The 19,430-nt window shown below is 64.1% G+C and carries 16 protein-coding genes; 7 read left to right on the top strand and 9 right to left on the bottom strand.

The window, feature by feature from the left end; genetic code table 11:
- Window positions 1–8 precede the first annotated feature (8 nt).
- Window positions 9–317, top strand: a complete 309-nt coding sequence (locus L2Y97_RS18275) for a hypothetical protein (protein WP_247429474.1) — start codon at window positions 9–11, stop codon at window positions 315–317.
- A 15-nt stretch (window positions 318–332) separates the two neighbouring features.
- Here L2Y97_RS18275 and L2Y97_RS18270 read toward each other — a convergent pair whose 3' ends face one another.
- Window positions 333–662: a hypothetical protein gene (locus tag L2Y97_RS18270; protein WP_247429473.1), complete on the bottom strand. Its 330-nt coding sequence runs from the start codon at window positions 660–662 to the stop codon at window positions 333–335.
- Window positions 663–1,047: 385 nt separating this feature from the next.
- Here L2Y97_RS18270 and L2Y97_RS18265 point away from each other — a divergent pair, with 385 nt between their 5' ends.
- Together L2Y97_RS18265 and L2Y97_RS18260 are read left to right on the top strand one after the other, a co-directional pair.
- Window positions 1,048–1,521, top strand: a complete 474-nt coding sequence (locus tag L2Y97_RS18265; protein ID WP_247429471.1) for a hypothetical protein — start codon at window positions 1,048–1,050, stop codon at window positions 1,519–1,521.
- Between the two features lie 159 nt (window positions 1,522–1,680).
- Entirely contained in the window at window positions 1,681–2,055 is a 375-nt protein-coding gene (locus L2Y97_RS18260; RefSeq protein ID WP_247429469.1) for a hypothetical protein, read from the top strand.
- Between the two features lie 67 nt (window positions 2,056–2,122).
- Here the strand turns inward: L2Y97_RS18260 and L2Y97_RS18255 are convergent, their stop codons facing one another.
- On the bottom strand, window positions 2,123–3,535 hold the full coding sequence (locus L2Y97_RS18255) for a sigma-54-dependent transcriptional regulator (protein ID WP_247429467.1): 1,413 nt from the start codon (window positions 3,533–3,535) through the stop codon (window positions 2,123–2,125).
- A gap of 67 nt (window positions 3,536–3,602) precedes the next feature.
- Window positions 3,603–5,225 carry a sensor histidine kinase gene (locus L2Y97_RS18250; protein WP_247436885.1) on the bottom strand — a complete coding sequence of 541 codons (1,623 nt, stop codon included), beginning with the start codon at window positions 5,223–5,225 and terminating at the stop codon, window positions 3,603–3,605.
- A gap of 275 nt (window positions 5,226–5,500) precedes the next feature.
- On the opposite strand from L2Y97_RS18250, the gene sucC reads away from it, so the two are divergent.
- Together sucC and sucD are read left to right on the top strand one after the other, a co-directional pair.
- A complete protein-coding gene (gene sucC / locus L2Y97_RS18245; RefSeq protein WP_247429465.1) occupies window positions 5,501–6,661 on the top strand; it encodes an ADP-forming succinate--CoA ligase subunit beta in 1,161 nt (386 codons plus the stop codon).
- A gap of 13 nt (window positions 6,662–6,674) precedes the next feature.
- Window positions 6,675–7,547, top strand: a complete 873-nt coding sequence (gene sucD / locus L2Y97_RS18240; protein ID WP_045830691.1) for a succinate--CoA ligase subunit alpha — start codon at window positions 6,675–6,677, stop codon at window positions 7,545–7,547.
- A 722-nt stretch (window positions 7,548–8,269) separates the two neighbouring features.
- On the opposite strand, the gene L2Y97_RS18235 is transcribed toward sucD, so the two are convergent.
- Genes L2Y97_RS18235 through L2Y97_RS18210 form a run of 6 tightly spaced genes read right to left on the bottom strand, consistent with a single transcriptional unit; the run spans window position 8,270 to window position 14,668 of the window.
- Window positions 8,270–9,376: an NAD(P)/FAD-dependent oxidoreductase gene (locus tag L2Y97_RS18235; protein ID WP_247429464.1), complete on the bottom strand. Its 1,107-nt coding sequence runs from the start codon at window positions 9,374–9,376 to the stop codon at window positions 8,270–8,272.
- On the bottom strand, window positions 9,373–10,125 hold the full coding sequence (locus L2Y97_RS18230) for a L,D-transpeptidase family protein (protein WP_247429462.1): 753 nt from the start codon (window positions 10,123–10,125) through the stop codon (window positions 9,373–9,375). The genes L2Y97_RS18235 and L2Y97_RS18230 overlap by 4 nt, the downstream gene beginning before the upstream one ends.
- A 16-nt stretch (window positions 10,126–10,141) precedes the next feature.
- Entirely contained in the window at window positions 10,142–10,975 is an 834-nt protein-coding gene (locus L2Y97_RS18225; protein WP_247429460.1) for a MurR/RpiR family transcriptional regulator, read from the bottom strand.
- Between the two features lie 15 nt (window positions 10,976–10,990).
- Window positions 10,991–12,082, bottom strand: coding sequence for a dipeptide epimerase (locus L2Y97_RS18220; RefSeq protein WP_247429458.1), 1,092 nt, complete (start codon window positions 12,080–12,082; stop codon window positions 10,991–10,993).
- Window positions 12,083–12,102: 20 nt separating this feature from the next.
- On the bottom strand, window positions 12,103–13,506 hold the full coding sequence (locus L2Y97_RS18215) for an SH3 domain-containing protein (RefSeq protein ID WP_247429456.1): 1,404 nt from the start codon (window positions 13,504–13,506) through the stop codon (window positions 12,103–12,105).
- A 13-nt stretch (window positions 13,507–13,519) separates the two neighbouring features.
- Window positions 13,520–14,668, bottom strand: coding sequence for a DUF819 family protein (locus L2Y97_RS18210; RefSeq protein ID WP_247429454.1), 1,149 nt, complete (start codon window positions 14,666–14,668; stop codon window positions 13,520–13,522).
- Between the two features lie 313 nt (window positions 14,669–14,981).
- On the opposite strand from L2Y97_RS18210, the gene L2Y97_RS18205 reads away from it, so the two are divergent.
- Together L2Y97_RS18205 and L2Y97_RS18200 are read left to right on the top strand one after the other, a co-directional pair.
- Entirely contained in the window at window positions 14,982–16,394 is a 1,413-nt protein-coding gene (locus tag L2Y97_RS18205) for a transglutaminase-like domain-containing protein (RefSeq protein ID WP_247429452.1), read from the top strand.
- A 42-nt stretch (window positions 16,395–16,436) separates the two neighbouring features.
- Window positions 16,437–19,430 (top strand): TonB-dependent receptor, encoded by a 2,994-nt coding sequence (locus L2Y97_RS18200; protein WP_247429450.1) that lies wholly within the window; start codon window positions 16,437–16,439, stop codon window positions 19,428–19,430.

Raw genomic sequence — 19,430 nt, 5'->3', positions numbered from 1 at the left:
GGTGAAGGGTGCTCTTGCTCCTGGCTTTCCTTGTCGTCGTAGCGTCAAATGGCGCCTATCTCGCGAGCACCGCGGCATTCGTCAGAAGGCTTGGCAGGAATGCCGGAACGATCAATGGAAAGCGCGTCGAAGGGACTATCTTTTCACGCTCTGACCGATCACTTCTGCTGAAGGTCTATCTGACGGGGGGAGCGGTCATCCCTGACACGGACGAGACTCGCAGTGCGATCCTGCGGGCGCGTTGCCTGATGATCGTTTCGCTGATCGCCTTCGCGGCGTTTATCTATTTGCTCCAGGCGACGCCACTGGCAAGGTAGGTTTGGTAGCGTTATTCAGAGTGAACCGCGATAGCCGCAGACGTGGTCAACGACTACAAGGACTCCCCAGGCCATGCCGATGAGGAGGAGGCAGGCTCCTTCCTGGCCCATATGCGTGGTGACACTGCGCCGCCTGTTGCGTATGAAGCGCACGAACCAAATGATGTTGGTCACTAGTGCTACGGCAGTTAGCGGTAACGCAACAAGCACCCAAAGCATGACGTCAAACCCGGCCGGCGTCATGCTCTCAGCCCCTTCGGGTGCCCAGGTGTTGGATGACAGCCAGGCAACCAGCCCAAAGCAAGCGGTGTTGATAGCGATAGAGAACTTTCCGGCTCGCGTCATGCTTCCTCTCCTTGGTTAGGCATTTGTGGGCCGGGCGATGCTTGCGATGCCCTGCGCCGACAACCATCACGAGGGCCTTTGCAGGTCACTGGCATTCGACGCGGGGTGATCCCCAGCATATCGTAACTTTTGCCATGGCGCGTTCGGTCTTGTATTTATGGGCCATTGACACGGAATCCGTCAGCACCTTAAGTTCTCGCAGCCGGCATTCGCCGGTACATGCGATCGATATCTTTGCCAGGGGGAAGGGGGCGGCGATTGAGATATTGGATGCTGGCGGGCATTGCGATCCGGCTGATCGACGTTCTGCATTCCGCGCCAGAAGCGGCGGGGCGACTTCAAGGTCACTGACACCTTCGAATGGGTCGCCACCGAGGACGTATGAATGAATTGTCAGTGCGGCCAGGGCAAAAGCTGGCGTGAGATTGCATGGCTATTTGGTAGGGCAGTAGCGTACGCACTCACGACGTTTCCGGTTCTGATCAAATTCGACGGTCTGCGCGAGAACGGCAAGATCTATACGGTTGGCATTGATGCCTTTCCCGATTATGAGGCGACGCGGCGATTTGACGGGGCGGACTTGTCGCTGATATTGCGCGAGGTGTTCCCCACTGATCCTGCTTCGGCCCCTGGCCAAGACGAGCCAAGCATAGTTCGCCTCGCAGACCTTTTAGCGATGATCGACCGTGTGGCCAGATCCGGGTGCTACATCGCGATCCGGATTGATGCGGCGGCAAGCGGCGGTCCTTTTGAGATTGTGATGGGCGACGGGATCTTTCAGAAGCAAGGCGTTCGTTATCAGGGAGCCGACCTTGTCGCTTTACTCGAAGCCTCGGTATCTCACTACAACGCGCTCTGATTCCTTTGGCCGGGTGCAGCGTTGGCGAGTGCCGCCTGCGCCAGGTGGGCTTAAATCCGACCGATTTTTCAGAATCCTTCCATATCTTTCCGCCGAACCCGCTGATTAACCTTTCCGTTCCTGCAGGCGCAGGTTCAACGGGCAAAGGGTGGGCGTGGGATGACGTGGAATCCGGAATCGATACGGGTGGCGATGGCGTGGAAGACGCGCGGCGCCATCTTCGTGGGTGCATGGCTTGGCCACTGCCTGGGTGCCGTGGCGATCCTTGGGGTGCAGACCAGCTGCTATGACCTGCCTTGCGTCGACGCGTGGTTCTTCGATGCGTTGCGAGCGGTGTGGATGTTCCCGTTGTTCTACACATCCCTAGGGAGTTTTCCTGCGCAGGATGTTGAGATGGTCAGGAGCTGGGGCCTGCATTGGCAGCTGTGGGCAAATGCGGCAGCGGCTTGTGCGCTCTACTGGGGCGCGTGGGTGGCTGGCAGGCGTGCGCACGGGTGGTGGGTGGCGCGGCGGGTGTTGAAGAAGATGGCGTAGGTTGTCGCGAAAGATGTCGCGCACAGGGTGCGCTCCTACATTGGAGTCGCACCCGTGATGATTGGCATCAGTCGATGCCGAGCTTCTTCAGCTTGTAGCGCAGCGCGCGGAAGGTGATGCCGAGCTTCTTGGCGGTGGCGGTCTTGTTGTAGCGGGACTCTTCCAGGGCCTTGATGATCGTGTCGCGCTCGATGTTGGTGATGTAGTCCTCGAGCGAACCATCCGCCGCAGGGTTGCGCGGTGCGGGCGAGCCCGCCGGCACGCCGGCAACGGGCACCGGTGCGCCGATGGCGGCAGGTGCCACATCGCCCGGCATGGCCGTACGCTGCGGCAGCATCAGGTCATCGGCCTCGATCGTGTCGCCTTCGCACATGGCCATGGCGCGTTCGAGGATGTTCTCCAGCTCGCGTACGTTGCCCGGGAATTGGTAGGCCTCCAGGGCGGCCAGCGCATCAGGCTTGAGCTTGCCCGGTGCGCCGCCGGATTCCACGGCGAGCTGGCGCAGGATGAAATCGGCCAGGCGCGGCACGTCACCGCGGCGTTCCCGCAGCGGCGGCACGCGCAGCTCGATCACGTTGATGCGGTAGAACAGATCCTGGCGGAACTGGCCCTGCTCGACCAGCGCGGCGAGGTTCTTGTGCGTGGCGGACAGGATGCGCACGTCCACGGGAATTTCGTCGCGGCCGCCGATGGGGCGCACGGCCTTTTCCTGGATGGCGCGCAGCAGCTTCACCTGCATGTGCAGGGGCAGCTCGGCGACTTCATCGAGGAACAGCGTGCCGCCATGAGCGGCCTGGAACAGGCCTTCCTTGTCGGCATGGGCACCGGTGAAGCTGCCCTTGCGGTGGCCGAAGAACTCGCTTTCCATCAGTTCCGAGGGAATGGCACCGCAGTTCACCGGCACGAAGGTGCCCGTGGCGCGTGGGCCCAGTTCGTGGATGAGCCGGGCCACCAGTTCCTTGCCCACGCCGGATTCGCCGGCGATATAGACCGGGGCCTGGTTGCGGGCCAGTTTGGCGATCTTGCCGCGCACCTCGACCATGACCGGCGAATCGCCGATCAGGCGGTCGGCGCCCGGGGCGGCCTTGGCCCCGGCTTCGCTGCGGCGTTCCTCGGAAAGGCGCAGGGCCGTCTTCACCAGGCGGCGCAGCAGGTGGATATCCACCGGCTTGGAGACGAAATCGAACGCGCCCGCTTTCAGGGCGTTCACGGCCGCATCCACGTTGCCATAGGCGGTGATCATGGCCACCGGCATGTCGGGGTACGTGGCCGAGATCAGCTCAATGATCTCCTGGCCACTGCCATCGGGCAGCCGCATGTCGGTGAAACACAGGTCGTAACGGCGGTTGGCCAGGGCGTTCCGCGCCTCGCTGACGCTCCCCACGGCGTCGACGTCGAGTTCCATTCGACCGAGAGTGATGGTCAACAACTCGCGGATGTCCCGCTCGTCGTCGATGACCAGGACAGTCTGCTTGCTCATCGGGTCCGAAAGTTTCGGTGAATGTTCCAAATGTAACCGGCCGGGGCCCGCAGGCAAAGCGCAATGATCATGCGCGGGCCGCGATCGGCGCTACGGCGGGGTTTCGGGCGGGCGGGGTCAGGCTGATCCGGAAGCAACTGCCGCCGCCGGCCACGCGCACGTATTCCAGTGCGGCCTGGTTGGCTTCGGTCATCTGCCGGGCCAGGTACAGGCCCAACCCGGTGCCGTACTCGTGGGTGGTGAAGAACGGCTCGAAGATCTGTGCGGCCACCTTGGGCGGGATGCCGGGGCCGCGGTCGATCACCTCGAGGATGGGGATGCCGGCCTCGGAATGGCGTGCGACGACCATGACCCGGGCGGGCTCGCTGGGCATGCGCCCATAGCGAAGGGCGTTCTGCACCAGGTTCCACACCACCTGCTGCAGGTGCTGCGGATCGGCCACGGCGGCCACGGGCTCCGACCCGGAGACGGCGCGCAGCACATCGGCGCCCAGGTCGTTGCCCTGGCGGTACTCGGTGACGAAATCATGCACCCAGCGGCTCAGGTCCAGCGTCTCCGGGCGCGAGCGCTCGCGGCGGGACAGCTGCAGGATGTTCTCGATGATCTCGTTGAGGCGCGAGCAGTGGTTATTGATGATCTCGACCATGCGCAGGTCGGTATCGGCCAGGTCGGTGGATTCGGCCAGTAGCTGGGCGGAATAGTGGATAGCTGCGAGCGGGTTGCGGATCTCATGGGCGATGGAGGCCGAGAGCCGGCCCAGCGAGCTCAGCGTGAGTTCTTCCGCGCGGCGCGATACCAGCGAGGTGTCGTCCAGGAAGATCAGCACGTGGGAGTCGTCGTTGGGCGCCAGGCGGGAAAAGCGCGGGACGACCTCGGGCGTGCCATCGGCCAGCATGGTGGCGCTCTCATCCAGCTTGCCCGAGGCACGCCAGTGGTACAGGCGCCGCGACAGCTCCGGGGCCAGCGAGCCCAGGTCGCGCTGCTCGGCCGAGGGGTTGCCCATCAGCATCCACGCCGATTCGTTCAACTGGTGGATGCGGTTGCCCTCGTCCACCAGCAGCACGCCGGTTTTCATGCGGCGGATGATCAGCTCGTTCACCTGGGAGAGGTTGGCCAGGTCGATGCCGCGCTGTTCGGCCAGGGCCTCCGAGGCGCGGATATTCCGGCCCAGCACGTAGCAGAGCGAGGCGCAGGCGAAATAAGCCACGCCGAACAGGCCGTATTCCACCACCTCCCTGTCCGAAGCACCGGGCTGGTCCACGTCGAACAGGGAGTGGCCCAGCATGCACAGGGTGGCCAGCGCCGCGAAGAACATGGAGAGCCGCAGGGGCAGCAGGAGGGCGCCCGTGGCGATGTTCACCGCCAGCATCATGGCCACGCCCATGCGCACGTCGTGCATCAGGATCAGGGCCAGCAGCGCGGCGGCAATGTCCAGGGTCAGCCCGACGGAGACGACCAGGACCGGCCGGTGGAGCAGGGGCCGGGTGCGGGCGACCATGACCAGGGCGGCCAGCATGTAGGCCAGGGCCATGACCCGGGCCAGCAGGGGGTCGGGCAGGGTGGGCCACGCCATGTGCTCCGGACGGAACGCCACGGCGGCATAGACCGCCGCCTGGCCCAGCCGGAAGTAGTTGAAAAAGAACAGTTCGTGGCGAGCCGTGGCCTGGTTTGCCCGGGCGGTGGTGGTCATCGTCGGCACGGGCGTGGACACGGTTTTGGCTCTCCGCCAGGCGGCCCCGGGGGCCTGGGATGACAGCCAGTATAGGGCGCCCCTGATACACGGCAACACGCGGCAGCGGCAGGGGCTGCCGTGGCGGCCCCTTTCCTTTGGGGGCGCCATCCGCGAAAATACTTGGCCGTATTGCGCCGGTTTTGCGTAGTTCGCGTGTTATCCCCCATCCCCGTAGGGGCCGCCAGCGGCCTTTGCGTGTTCACTCGCTTTTCTCCGTTCGCTCGAGGTATCGAATGAATTTCCACGAGTACCAGGCCAAAGAACTGTTCGCGAAGTACGGCATCGCCGTGCCCCCGGGCAAGGTTGCCAACTCTCCCGATGCCGCTGTCGACGCCGCCAAGCACCTTGGTGGTTCGCAGTGGATGGTCAAGGCCCAGATCCATGCCGGTGGTCGCGGCAAGGCCGGTGGCGTCAAGTTCTGCCGCAGCCTGGACGATGTCCGCGCCGCCGCCAAGGGCATGCTCGGCACCAACATGGAAACGTACCAGTCGGCTGGCCGCGCGCTGCCGGTGAACCTGGTGCTGGTGACCGACGCGACCGACATCGCGAAGGAACTCTACCTGTCGATCCTCACCGATCGTGACACCAAGGCCATCTCGTTCATCGCCTCCAAGCACGGCGGCGTCGATATCGAGCAGGTCGCCCACGACACGCCGGAAGACATCCACACCCTCGTGGTGGATTACGTCGAAGGCCTCCAGCCGTACCAGGCGCGTGAACTCGCGTTCAAGATGGACCTGGAAGGCAAGCAGGTGAACCAGCTCGTCAAGATCATGCTTGGCCTGTACAAGCTGTTCAACGAGAAGGACCTGGCCCTGGTCGAGCTGAACCCGCTCGCCATCCTCGCCGACGGCAACCTCGCCGCGCTCGATGGCAAGGTCAACTCCGACGACAACGCCGAGTTCCGTCACCCGGACCTGGCCGCCATGCGCGACCTGACCCAGGAAGACGCGGCTGAGGCAGCTGCCGTGCAGCACAACCTCAACTACGTCACGATGGACGGCACCATCGGTTGCATGGTGAACGGCGCAGGCCTGGCCATGGCCACCATGGACGTGATCAAGCTGGCAGGCGGCGAGCCGGCCAACTTCCTCGACGTGGGCGGCGGTGCGACCAAGGAGCGCGTCACCGAGGCGTTCAAGCTCATCCTCTCGTCGGACAAGGTGAAGGCCATCCTGGTCAACATCTTCGGCGGCATCGTGCGTTGCGACCTCATCGCCGAAGGCATCATCGCCGCGGTGAAGGAAGTGGGCCTGAAGATCCCCGTGATCGTCCGCCTGCAGGGCACCAACGTCGACCAGGGCCGTGAGCTCCTGGCCAACTCGGGCCTGGCGATCACGCCGGCCGACGATCTCAACGATGCGGCCCAGAAGGCCGTGGCCGCAGCGGCCTGAGGAGCGAAGTAACATGAGCGTCCTGATCAACAAGAACACCAAGGTCCTCGTCCAGGGCTTTACCGGCCAGCAGGGCACGTTCCACGCCCAGCAGGCTCTCGATTACGGTACCCAGGTCGTGGGTGGCGTGACCCCGGGCAAGGGTGGTTCCGAGCACATTGGCCTGCCGGTGTTCAACACCGTGCGCCAGGCTGTCGACCAGACCAAGGCCGATGCCTCGGTCATCTTCGTGCCGCCTCCGTTCGCTGCCGATTCGATCCTCGAAGCCATCGATAGCGGCATCAAGGTCATCGTGGCCATCACCGAAGGCATCCCCGTCCTCGACATGATGCGCGTGAAGAACGTGCTGAAGTCGAACCCGGATGTCGTGCTCGTCGGTCCGAACTGCCCGGGTGTCATCACCCCGGGTGAGTGCAAGATCGGCATCATGCCGGGCCACATCCACAAGCCGGGCAAGGTCGGTATCGTTTCGCGTTCGGGCACCCTGACGTACGAAGCGGTCTTCCAGACCACGAACGAAGGCCTCGGCCAGTCCACCTGCATCGGTATCGGTGGCGACCCGATCAACGGCCTGAACTTCATCGACTGCCTGAAGCTGTTCCAGGACGATCCGCAGACCGAAGGCATCATCATGGTCGGCGAAATCGGCGGCAGCGCGGAAGAAGACGCGGCTGAGTTCATCAGCCAGTACGTCAAGAAGCCGGTCGTGTCGTTCATCGCGGGCGCCTCGGCTCCCCCGGGCAAGCGCATGGGCCACGCCGGTGCGATCATCTCGGGCGGCAAGGGCACGGCGGAAGCCAAGTTCGCGGCTCTCGAGAAGGCAGGCGTCACCACGGTGAAGTCGCCGGCCGACCTCGGCAAGACCCTCGCCGGTCTGATGAAGTAATACCCCGTTCGCTTCGGCGAAACGATGAAAGGGCCCCGCTTCGGCGGGGCCTTTTTTTTGGCTTCGATCGCGTACCGGCGCATGCGCCGTTCGTTTTCCGCTGAGTAGCGGTAGCAGTTCGAACGAAATGCCGAAGCGATGCATCCACAGCTTGTGTGGATACCGGCTGCATAACCGTGTGGATAAGTCGCGTTGCGCGGTACAGAACAACCACTTGCATCATCGTGGTCAGTACATGACCACCGCGCGGGTAGCCGCACGCGAAGACCACCTGTAGGAGCGAGCTTGCCCGTGATGCCGCGATATCCACAGCGAATGTGGATACGCCCTGCATAAGCATGTGCATAACTCGCATTCGGCATTAGCCGACAACGACTTGCATTGCACTGCTTATTTCATGACCAGCATGCGGTGGGCAAGCCGGCCGATATCCACAGGGTGTGTGGGTATCGCCTGCATAACCGTGTGGATAAGTCGCGTCTCATGAACTGAGACAGCGACTTGCGTCATCGTGGTCAGTTCGTGACCACATCGCGGATGGCTATCGCGCGCAGGCTCGCTCCTACAAAAGACCACTGCCAGGTGAGACGAACCTGCAGGAGCGAGCGTGCGCGCGATCGCTGATATCCACAGCCCATGTGGGTATCAACTGCATAACAGTGTGGATAACCCGCGTCTCATAAGTTGCGACAAGCACTTGCGTTGCGCTGGTCAAAACATGCTCATCGTGGTGCAAGCATCCCCGCGCTGATGCCCGCGTCGGCGAGATGCGCTGGCATGGCGTGGCCGAGGATGATCGACGCGCAGGCCTCGGCCATGGCCGCGCTGGTCTGGATGCCATAGCCACCTTGCGCCGCCAGCCAGAAGAAGCCGGGTGCATCCGCCGCGAAGCCGCCGACCAGGTCGCCATCGGGCACGAAGCTGCGCAGGCCGGCCCATGTGCGGGTCGGGCGGCGGATGCTCATGGTGGTGGCTTCTTCGATCTGGTGGATGCCCAGCGCGATGTCGTATTCCTCCGGCTGCACATCATGCGGGTGGGTGGGATCCGCGTTGGCGGCGGAGCCGAGCAGCAGGCCGGCATCGGGTTTGAAGTAGTACGACTCGTCGAGATCGACGACGAAGGGCCAATCTTGCGTGGCGATACCCTCGGGCGGTTCGAACAGGAAGGCTGAGCGGCGACGTGGTTCAAGTCCGATGGGGGCGACGCCAGCAAGGCTGGCGATCACATCCGCCCACGCCCCCGCGGCGTTGACGACGATCGGCGCCTGGAGGCTGCCGTTGATGCACCAGCCGCCGGCTTCCCGGGTGAGGCTGCGCACGTCGGTATCCAGTTGCACGGTGGCGCCGCGTGTTTTCGCCCCGCGCAGGAACGCCTGGTGCAATTCGTTCACGTCGATATCCGCCGCCTCGGGCTCCCAGATGGCCGCGTGGGCTGCCTTGCGTCGAAGCACGGGCACGGCATCGTGGACCGCATCGCCATCGAACCACGCCAGGCTGGGCGTGCTGGCACGCATGAGCTCGAAGTCCGCACGCAGCTGCGCTTCCTGCTCTGCGCGCGCGACGACCATCGAGCCACGGGTGTGCAGGATCGGGTGGTGTGAGAAGCCCGCAGGCGGGTTGTCGAGGAAGGGACGCGTGGCGCGCGATAGCGCACGCACCTGCGCCGAGCCGTAGGTCTCGCTGAAGTGCGCCGCCGAACGGCCGGTGGTGTGCATGCCGGCGAACACCTCGCGCTCGAGCACGAGCACCCGCGCGTGCGGGGCGAGGAACCAGGCGACCGATGCGCCCGCGATCCCCGCGCCGATCACGATGACATCGTACGAGCTCATAGGGCGGGCAGGTTCCATGCATCACGCAGTCGGGCGTATTCGGCCTTGGGCAGCAGCACGACGACGGGCTTCTTCGACGGATCCAGCCACGCCAGCAGCCGCTCCATCGTGGTGTCGGCCATGGCGGTACAGCCGGCCGTGCCCGAGGTCGGGGTCTTCCACAGGTGCGCGAAGATGCAGCTACCGGCCCCCTTCTTTCCATCGGGGTTGTGCTCGATGACGAAGCCGATGCGGTAGGCGTGGTCGCCCTGGAAATGGATATCGCGGCGCATCGCCTCGGTAGCGCCCGCCACCGCCTTCTCGCCGACTTTCTTTTCGTCGACGAGCTGGTTGTAGTAAGGCGAACCGTCCACGTCCACGCAGTAGTCAGAGGCCGTCAGGCCCTTGTAGGGCAGGGCGGTCGGGTTGGATTCGGCGTAGCCGAAGGCGGTGCCGACGCGGAAGATGCCGGCGGGGCTGCGGCCATCGCCCTCGCGCTTCTGCGGCCCGTTGGATTGCGGTGGCGAAAGCCCAACGCCCCACGCGCTACCGGTCTTGCCGATCACGACGGGTGCGGGCTCGCTCACCTGCTTCCATGTGCCACCCTCACGCGTATAGGTGCGCAGCGTGCCCTGGATATCGTTCCAGCCGCCGGTGGTGACCACGATCATCTGCCGCGACACGGACCACGACGCCGGTGCCTCGAAGGCGCTGGCGGATACGGTAAGCGAGAGGGCGAGCAGGCCGGCGAGCCGGGGCAGGAAGGCCATGGGTGGCTCCGTGGGGCTAGGGTTCCAGCAATTGCTGGGTACGGTCGAGGTTTTCCACCAGGCGCAGGTGGCGGTCGTCGTCGCCTTCGCACAGGTGGATAAAGACGGTGTCTACCAGGTGTTGCACCGTGGATTGGTAGATGAGTGCCTGCACGTACGAGGCATCGTCGTGGGCGGCCACGACCAGCGGGAGATCCGCCATGGCGCGCAGCGGGTTCGCGGTATGGCGGGTAAGCGTGATGACCTTTCCACGCCGCTCGCGAACGAACCGGGCCAGCTTGGCCAGTGCCGGGTGGCGCCCATGTTCGGAGAACACCACCAGCACGTCGCCAGGCATGGTCATGCCCACCTGCGCCGCCATGCGGCCGACATCGGCATGGCGGATGGCGGTGATCCCCAGCAGCGAAAGGCGCATGGCGAACGCGCGTACCTGCAGATCATCCTCGCCTAGGCCGATCAGGAACACCTTGCCCGCCCCGGCGATCGCCGTGACCACCGCGGCCATCGTTTCCGGTGTGTTGATCGCCTGGGTGGCTTCCTCGGCCTGCGTCTTGCGGGCCCATAGCTCGGCGCCGACGGCATCGCCGGTGCGCTCCGCGATGGGTGCGTCATCGTCATCACTGCGGCCGATGGATTCGCCGACCGAGTATTTCAGGTCCGGATAGCCGCGGAAGCCCAGCTTCTGGGTGAACTTCACCACGCTGGACTGGCTGATGCCCAGCGCGTTCGCAAGCTGTTGCGACGAGTAATCGCGCAATAGCTGCGCGTTCTCGAGGATGAAATCGGCGATGCGCCGCTCCACCGCGCTCATGCGGTCGCGTTCGGAGCGGATTTTCACCAGGGGCGACATGCCAGCGGATTCCCTTTAGAGCGCTTCCAGGCCGCGGATTTCGCGGATGCCAAGGCCGGGGGCGTCCGTGATCGAAATTTCCGATTCGTTGAACGTGACCCCGCCATCGACCGGATCGTAGGCGCACAGCGACGGGCCGTCGAGATCCACCTTGGTGATCACATCGGATTTCGCCACGGCCACATGGACGGCGGCGGCAACGCTGATGCTCGATTCGAGCATGCAACCGATCATGCACTCGATGCCGTAGAGGCCGGCGATGTCCGCGATCTTGATGGCATTGGAAATGCCGCCGGTCTTCATCAGCTTGATGTTGATGATGTCTGCGGCGCGCATGCGGATCAGCTCCATGACCTCCATGGGGCCGAACACGCTTTCATCGGCCATGACCGGCGTGTGCACGCGCTCGGTCACGTAGCGCATGCCTTCGAGGTCGCGCGCCTTTACCGGCTGCTCGACCAGTTCCAGGCGCACGCCGGCATCTTCCAGGGCATGCAGCGCATACACCGCTTCCTTCGCCGTCCAGCCCTGGTTCGCATCCAGGCGCAGCAGGGCACGGTTTTCCACGGCCGCATGGATGGCGCGCACGCGCTCGATATCCACGCCGATATCCTTGCCGACCTTGATCTTCAGCGATTCGAAACCGCGCTCCACGGCGGACACCGAATCGGCCACCATCTTGTCGATGTAGTCGACGCTGATGGTGATATCGGTGGTGATGACCGGGTCGCCGCCACCGAGCAGCTTGTACAGCGGCGCGTTGTAGAGCTGGCCCCACAGGTCGTGCACCGCGATCTCCACGGCCGCCTTCGCGCTGCTGTTGCGTTCCATCGAGGTCTGGATCAGCCGGGTGATGCGGTTGAGGTCGGCGATCTCCTCGCCGATCAGGCGCGGGGCAATGTAATGGCGGATGGCATCGATGATGGAGCCGTGCGTATCGCCGGTGATCACCGCGGTGGCGGGTGCTTCGCCGTAACCGATGCGGCCATCGTCGGTATGCACCATCACCACGATGTCTTCCACGGCCTCCACCGTGCGCAGCGCGGTCTTGAAGGCTGTTTTCAGCGGCACGCGCAGCATGCCGAAGCGGATATCCGTGATCTTCATAAAATCCTGTCGTTCGGCGTTTAGCGGATGCGCACGATACTGGTCATGCGATCGACAAAGGTCTGCGTGTCGTTGAACATCATGGGGAGCAGCGGCGTCACGGACACGGCATTGAGCTTCACCCGGCGCATGCTGCCATCGGCCTGGCGGTAGCTCATGCCACCCACATCGTGGATCACGTACGGCTGGCCCTCGATGGTGCCGATCACCATCATCACGTGGCCGGGAATGTAGACGAGGTCGCCAGGTTGCAGCGCCATCGCCGCCTTCACGCGGGCGTCGTGGCTATCCTTGTCCGTGTAGAGGGTATGGTCGAGGCCAGGGCTCTTCGCCTGGTCACCCGTGTTCCGCGGCATCTGCAGGCCCATGCTGCGGTACACATCGGAAACGAAGCCGCTGCAATCCCTGCCGTTGTACGCATGGCCCCATCCGTAGCGCTCGCCAAGGAACTTGAACGCCTGGCGGATGATGTTGGCCCGGGTAAGCGGCAGGTAACCGGCGGCGGAATCCTGGTTGCGCTGGAGCAGGGCGGGGTGGAACGACAGCGATCCGTCGTTGCCACGCAGTGGCAGGCTGAGCGTCCACGCGGTATACGCGGTCTGGCCGTTCACGGGTTGATCGGGCGGCAGGGTCGTATCCAGCGGTACGCGCGTACCCATGTCCAGCTGCAGCTCGGATAGCGCCGGAACCTCGGGCGTATATACCGTCTGTGGCTTTGCGCCCGTGATCACGCGGTAAGGCGTGGCATCGACATGGGCGAAGATCGCCTGCGCATCGCCGTGCGCGATATCTGCCGCATGCATCCACGCCGCATAGCGCGGGCTCGCCACGAACGCCCATTGACCATCGCGGCTCATCTGCACCACCACCAGCGGATCGCCGGGAAACAGTGTGCTTTCCTGGAAGCGGTCGATATCGGTATCGCCCGCGTGGCTGAACACGCGCAGGTCGCTTGGGAAGCCGCGCAGGGCGCTGCGACGCACGGCCATGCCGTAACGTGGGGTGACGTTGGCGGGAATCGCATCGATCGCCGCATTGGCGATGATCGCGTCGATCGTGGCGGAAGGTACGTCCTTGCCCTCCATGTCATACAAGGCCTTCGAGGGCTTGCTGGTGAGCTTCGTGATCCAGCCCTTCACCTGGTCACGCGGCAGTGTCGCCCCCAGGTGGCGGATATCGTGCATGGACGGATCCAGCCGCATGACCTTGTCGTTGAGGGCGGCGATCGCCTGCGCATCCAGGACGACCTTGTCCGCATCCGGCAGGCGCGACACCCAGAACGAAGGATCCAGCTGGGCATCCGTGACACCCAGCACACCCGATGGGGGCGGGGTGGCCGGTACATCGGCGGCGCGTGCCAGCGGGCTGCCGGCCACCGCCAGGGCGAGCGCCGCCGCGAGCAGGGTATGGCGAAGGGTAGTCATGCCAAGGTCCATGTCAGGTAGCCAGCGCGGAAAGAACGGAAGCGACGACCAGGCCGAAGCCCGTACCGAGGATATAACCCAGCAGCGCAAGCAGGATGCCCACCGGTACCAGCGAGCGCGAATACGTAGCGGCCAGCACCGGGGTGGCCGCCACGCCGCCGATATGGGCCAGCGAGGAGATGCCGCACAGGTACAGGTCGAAGTGGAATATGCGGGCGAAGCCGCACAGGAAGATGGCGTGCAAGGCAATGACCGTGACGCCACACAGCAGGTATAGCGGGGCAGCGGCAATGCCGGCGAAGCTGCTCTGCGAGGCGAGCACGGCCACGACGGAAATGAGCATGGCGCTGGAAACCGCCTGTGCGCCGGGTAGCCGTGCCAGCGGCGTGTGCGCGGCGAACAGGCCAGCGAATGTCGCGATGAGGATGGTCCAGGTGGTGGCGGAGACCATGCTGCCGACCGGCAGCCTGTTCCCCAGCGAGGTGGCGATGGCCGCGACGGCCAGCGCCAGGCCGAGCCACAGCAGCACGCTATCGACGGTGGCGGGAGCGCGCACCGCCGTATCGGCGACGGCCATGTCGGCGCTGGAACGCGCCTTCGTCCAGCGGTTAAAGGCCGGCGCCAGCCGGGCAACGGCGAACAGCACCACCACCCACATGGAGTAGCACAACGCGTCGGTCAGCAGGGTGGTGGCCAGTGACGTATCGGACATGCCGATGGCCTGCTTCACCGCGATCATGTTGGCGGTGCCGCCGACCCAGCTGCCTGACAGCGAAGCCAGCGGCATCCAGCCATTGCCCGGCATCCAGTGACGGTAAAGCAGGAAGGCCAGCACGAACGCAGCGAACAGGCTGATGGAGGTGCAGGCGAACACACCCAGCACGCGCGGTCCCAGCGCCAGGATGGCACGCAGGTCGCAGTTGATCATGAGCAGGAAGAGCAGGGCCGGCACCATGCGCTTCACCAGCATCTCCTGCGCCTCGTGGATCTCGGGCGACGCCGTCCACAGCCCCGCCACGGAGAGCGCGGTGACGGTGAGGTAGGTGAGCACGATGGGCGGAAGGATCTCGAACACCTTCCAGCCGAAACGCCTTTCGATGGCCGGCCAGAAGCCGGCGGCAAGGAGCATCACGGCCAGGTAAGGCCAAACCGACTGGATCACGCGTCCCCTCCCAGGGTGGTGCCGCACGGCGTCTCGGAATTATCTATTCCTGACGAACTAGTCGGCAGCATAAATTATTGACCGGCGTTTGCAAGCATGTTACACAGCCCTGACGCACGACCCACCCACCACGGTGCAACGGGGATACCGAACGGTGCAAGCGGCTCTTCGCAAATCCATTGCCTGCCACGCCCTGGCCGCCTGCCTCGTGCTGGCGCCAGGGGCATCGCGCGCAAGCGCGCTCCTGCAAGCGCCGTGCGAGACCAATGCCGCCTCGGCCCCCTGTAGGAGCGCGCTTGCGCGCGATGGGAGCTTGCCCCCGTCCCCAACACGCGGCACGCCGGCTGCACGCGCCAGCCAACAGATCGACACCGGCCACTTCAAGGACGCCGAAGCGACGATCACCACGGCCCTGGCCCAACCCGGTCTCGAACCGGCACAACAGCAAACCCTGCTCTTCCAGCGCGAACGCATGCGCCGCATCCTGCTCGATTTCAAACTCGACACCGCCGCCGCCAAGGCACGCCTGCAAAAGCAGATCCCCGACCTTACCGACGCCGAATTCGCGAGGTGGGACGCGGCGGGTTTGCTGGAAAAGCAGGTGATCGATGGCCGGACGCTCTACTTCAACCGCGCACCGGCCAACCTGTTCCGCCTGAGTGCCGAGGCTCGCGCGCGGCGCAAGGAACAAACGCCGTTCAACGACGGCCCCAACGAAGTATTGAACGATCACCACCGCGCCATTCGCGCTGCGGCCGCACGAACGGGCAGCAGCAGCGTGCTGCCCATGCGCGAGGAAGTGACGCAGACCCTTACCGTTCGCGCCGATGCCGTACCCGCTGGCGAAACGCTGCGTGCGTGGCTGCCGTTCCCGCGCGAGATCAGTGGGCAGCAGGAAAACGTGCAGCTCGTCGCGCACGTCCCCGAGGCCTTCGCGACGAAACCCAGCGACACGCTCCAGCGCACGGTGTACCTCGAGCAGACAGCCGTGGCCGGCAAGCCCACTGTGTTTTCAGTGACCTGGCAGGCCACGCTGTATGGCCGCGATTTCAATATCGATCCATCGAAGGTGGTTCGTACGTCGATCACACCGGAGCTGAAGCCGTTCGTCGAAGAACGCGCGCCGCATATCCTCTTCACGGAAGCGATGCGGGCGTATTCGAAGAAAGTGGTCGGTAACGAGACGAACCCCTATCGCATCGCACAGAAGCTTTTCGCGGCCGTCGATACGATTCCATGGGCTGGCGCACGCGAATACTCCACGATCCCGAACATCAGCGATTACACGCTGCACGCGGGCCATGGCGATTGCGGTGAGCAGACGCTGTTGCTCATGACGCTGCTGCGCTTGAATGGCATTCCCGCGCGCTGGCAATCGGGCTGGATGTTCTCCGATGGCACGTACAACAACATCCACGACTGGGGCCAGGTGTATCTCGCGCCGTATGGCTGGGTGCCGGTCGACGTGACCTTTGGCCGATTGAACGGCGACAAGCAGCTCGAGTACTTCTATCTCGGTGGGCTCGACGCGTACCGCGTCGCCTTCAACGATGACTTCTCGCAAGCCTTCGTTCCGGCGAAGACGTTCCCCCGTTCCGAAACGGTGGATTCGCAGCGCGGCGAGGTGGAGTGGAAGGGCGGCAACCTGTACTTCGATCAGTGGGACTACGACTTCAGCTGGCATCGCGTCGAACCGTCGCGAGGGGACGCTACGGCGCACCGATAGCCAGCCCGACAACCCGAAACATCATCTTATGGGAGTGGGGAGATGGGGGATACCAAGACGAACCGGCGCGTGTTGCGCCACGGCGCCTTGTGCCTTGCGATAGGCCTTGGCCTGCTCGCAACGCCCGGCGCACACGCCGCGAACACCGATGGTTCGATCATCGGCCGCACGAAACCGGGCGCCAGCGTCACGGTGCGCGATCCCTCGACGGGGCTCACCCGAACCGTCACGGCCGATCGTGACGGCAGCTACCGCTTCCCGTTCCTGCCCGTAGGCCATTACCGGCTGGACAGCTCGCTTGACGGCGCACCCGTGGGACAGACCGCCGAAGTGAACGTGAGCCTGGGTAATGCCACCACGGTGAACCTCGTGGAGCGGCAGCAGTCCACCACCAACCTCGAAGGCGTGCAGGTCAGTGCCCCCGTGGTGATTTCCGCGGTGGACGTGAGCTCCACCGAAACCGCGACGAACCTGAGTCGCGAAGAAATCCGCCGCCTGCCGGTGGACCAGAACGTGCAGGCCGTGGCCCTGCTGGCGCCCGGCGTGAACAAGGGCAACGCCGGTTTCGGTGGCATTTCGTTCGGTGGCTCATCGGTGGCGGAGAACTCGTTCTACGTGAACGGCCTGAACGTCACCGATTTCTATAACCGCAACGGCTTCTCCGAAGCGCCGTTCGCGTTCTACCAGGAGTTCCAGGTCAAGACTGGCGGTTACTCGGTGGAGTTCGGCCGCACGACCGGCGGCGTGGTGAATGCCGTGACCCGGTCGGGTACGAACGAGTTCAAGGCCGGTGGGGAAATGACCTTCGAGCCCAGCGACCTGCAGGCCACCACAAAGAACCGCTACTGGGATGGCGAGCGCTACATCACCTCGTCCGAGGACCACTACACCCGCACCAAGATGAACGTGTATGCGTCGGGCCCCATCGTGAAGGACAAGCTGTTCTTCTTCGCCATGTACGAGGCGCGTGGCTACACCCCGCAGAACACCGATAACGCCGGCACGGTGCTCACCCAGAACGATACCGATTCGGGGTTCTGGGGCGGCAAGGTCGACTGGCATATCAACGACAAGAACCTGCTCGAGTTCATGGCCTTCTCGGACAAGGACAAGAACGTGGGTTCGGTTTATACCTACGACTACGACAGCCACACCAAGGGCATCAAGCAGGACGAGATCTACAGCGATACCGGCGGCAAGAACTGGAACACCACGTTCACCAGCTACCTGGTCGATAACCTCTCGATGAAGCTGATGTACGGCAAGAACAACCGCGAGGATTACACGCGCGGCCTGTCGGATGCCGAATGCAACCCCGTCGCGCGTGCCAGCGCGGTGCCGGCACCCGGTGTGCCGCTGGGCTGTAGCACGAGCACCGCGGTGGAGAAGCGCAACGACACGCGTAAGCAGGGCCGCGCCGATTTCGAATGGACGCTGGGTGACCACGTGGTCCGCTTCGGTTACGACCACGAAGTGGATACCTCGGACTACTCGCGCCATTACCCGGGGCCGGGGGCGTACTACTACAACATCTACACGACCACCCCCGGTGCCACCATTGAAAACGGCGGCGTCGTTCCGGATGGTTACACCGCCTATGTGCGTGCGCGCCGCTACGAGATCGAAGGCACCTTCGAGACGGACAATAACGCCTACTACATCGAGGATAACTGGAACATCACGCCCGATTTCCTGCTCAATGCCGGCCTGCGCCGGGACGCCTTCGACAACAAGACCGGCGAGGGCAAGAGCTACATCAAGATGGACAACATGCTCGCGCCGCGCCTGGGCTTCTCCTGGGATATCAAGGGCGACGGTACGACCAAGATCTTCGGCAATCTGGGGCGCTACTACCTGCCCGTGGCCAACGTGATCAACATCAAGCAGGCAGGCGGCCTGCTCGACCAGCGTACGTACTACGGCTTCGACGGCTACCAGATCCTGGATCGCAATGGCGGCCAGTACGCCGTGCCCATTCTGGGGCCGCAGATCGGTCCGGTGGATGATTCACAGGGCAATGGCACCGTCGGCGACCTGCGCGCCGAGGTCGACAAGCACATGGATTCGGTCTATCAGGACGAAGCCATCCTGGGCTTCCAGCAGGCGTTGGACGACAAATGGTCGTGGGGCGTGAGCGGTACCTACCGCAAGCTGCACAACGCGATCGACGACATGGAGATCAGCGCCACGCCGCAGTGCGGCGGCGATGGCTACATCGGCTACGTGATGGGTAACCCCGGCCGCAAGACCACCGTGTATGGGGACACCAACTGCGATGGCGTGCCCGATGGCTACATCACCATCGATACCTCCAGGGAAGGCTGGGCCATGTATGACGCCCAGGGCAATTACCTGGGCCAGCGTGGCTGGAAGAAGCCACGCCGTACGTTCGGCTCGCTGGAGTTCCAGCTGGATCGCGCGTGGGACGAAAAGTGGATGTTCAACGCGTCGTACGTGCTTTCCTGGAGCCGGGGCAACGCCGAGGGTCCCGTGAACTCGGATACGAACTTCGACGATACCGGCCGCACCGAGAACTTCGACGATCCGTGGGTGAACCTCAATGGTGGCTACCTGCCGAACGATCATCGCCATCAGTTCAAGCTGCGCGGCACCTACGCGATCAACAAGCAGTGGCAGGTCGGCGCGGACCTGACGGCCCTCTCGGGCAGCCCGATCACCGGCTATGGCGTGGGTAACCCTTACGACGGCACCGTGTACCACAGCTACTTCATCTGCGTGGAAAACTGCGCCGATCCGGTCTCGGAAAACCGCGTGTACCAGCGTTCGCCGCGCGGTGCCGATCGCACGCCCTGGACCTTCAACCTCAACGCCAGCATCACCTACCTGCTGCCGATCGACGAGAAGAACAACCTCCGCGTGAAGTTCGCCGTGTACAACGTGCTCAACCAGCAGCGCACGCTGGGCGTGGACCAGGATCTGCAGACCAGCGTGGGCGGCCTGAACCCGACCTACCTGCAGCCCCAGCGCTTCCAGTCGCCGCGCTTCGGCCAGCTCACCGTCTCCATCGACTTCTGA

Origin of the sequence: Luteibacter aegosomatissinici (assembly GCF_023078495.1) — a bacterium.
GTDB classification, from domain to species: domain Bacteria; phylum Pseudomonadota; class Gammaproteobacteria; order Xanthomonadales; family Rhodanobacteraceae; genus Luteibacter; species Luteibacter aegosomatissinici.
The sequence above is the reverse complement of the archived record's forward strand: the minus strand, read 5'-3'. Positions and strand labels throughout refer to the sequence as shown.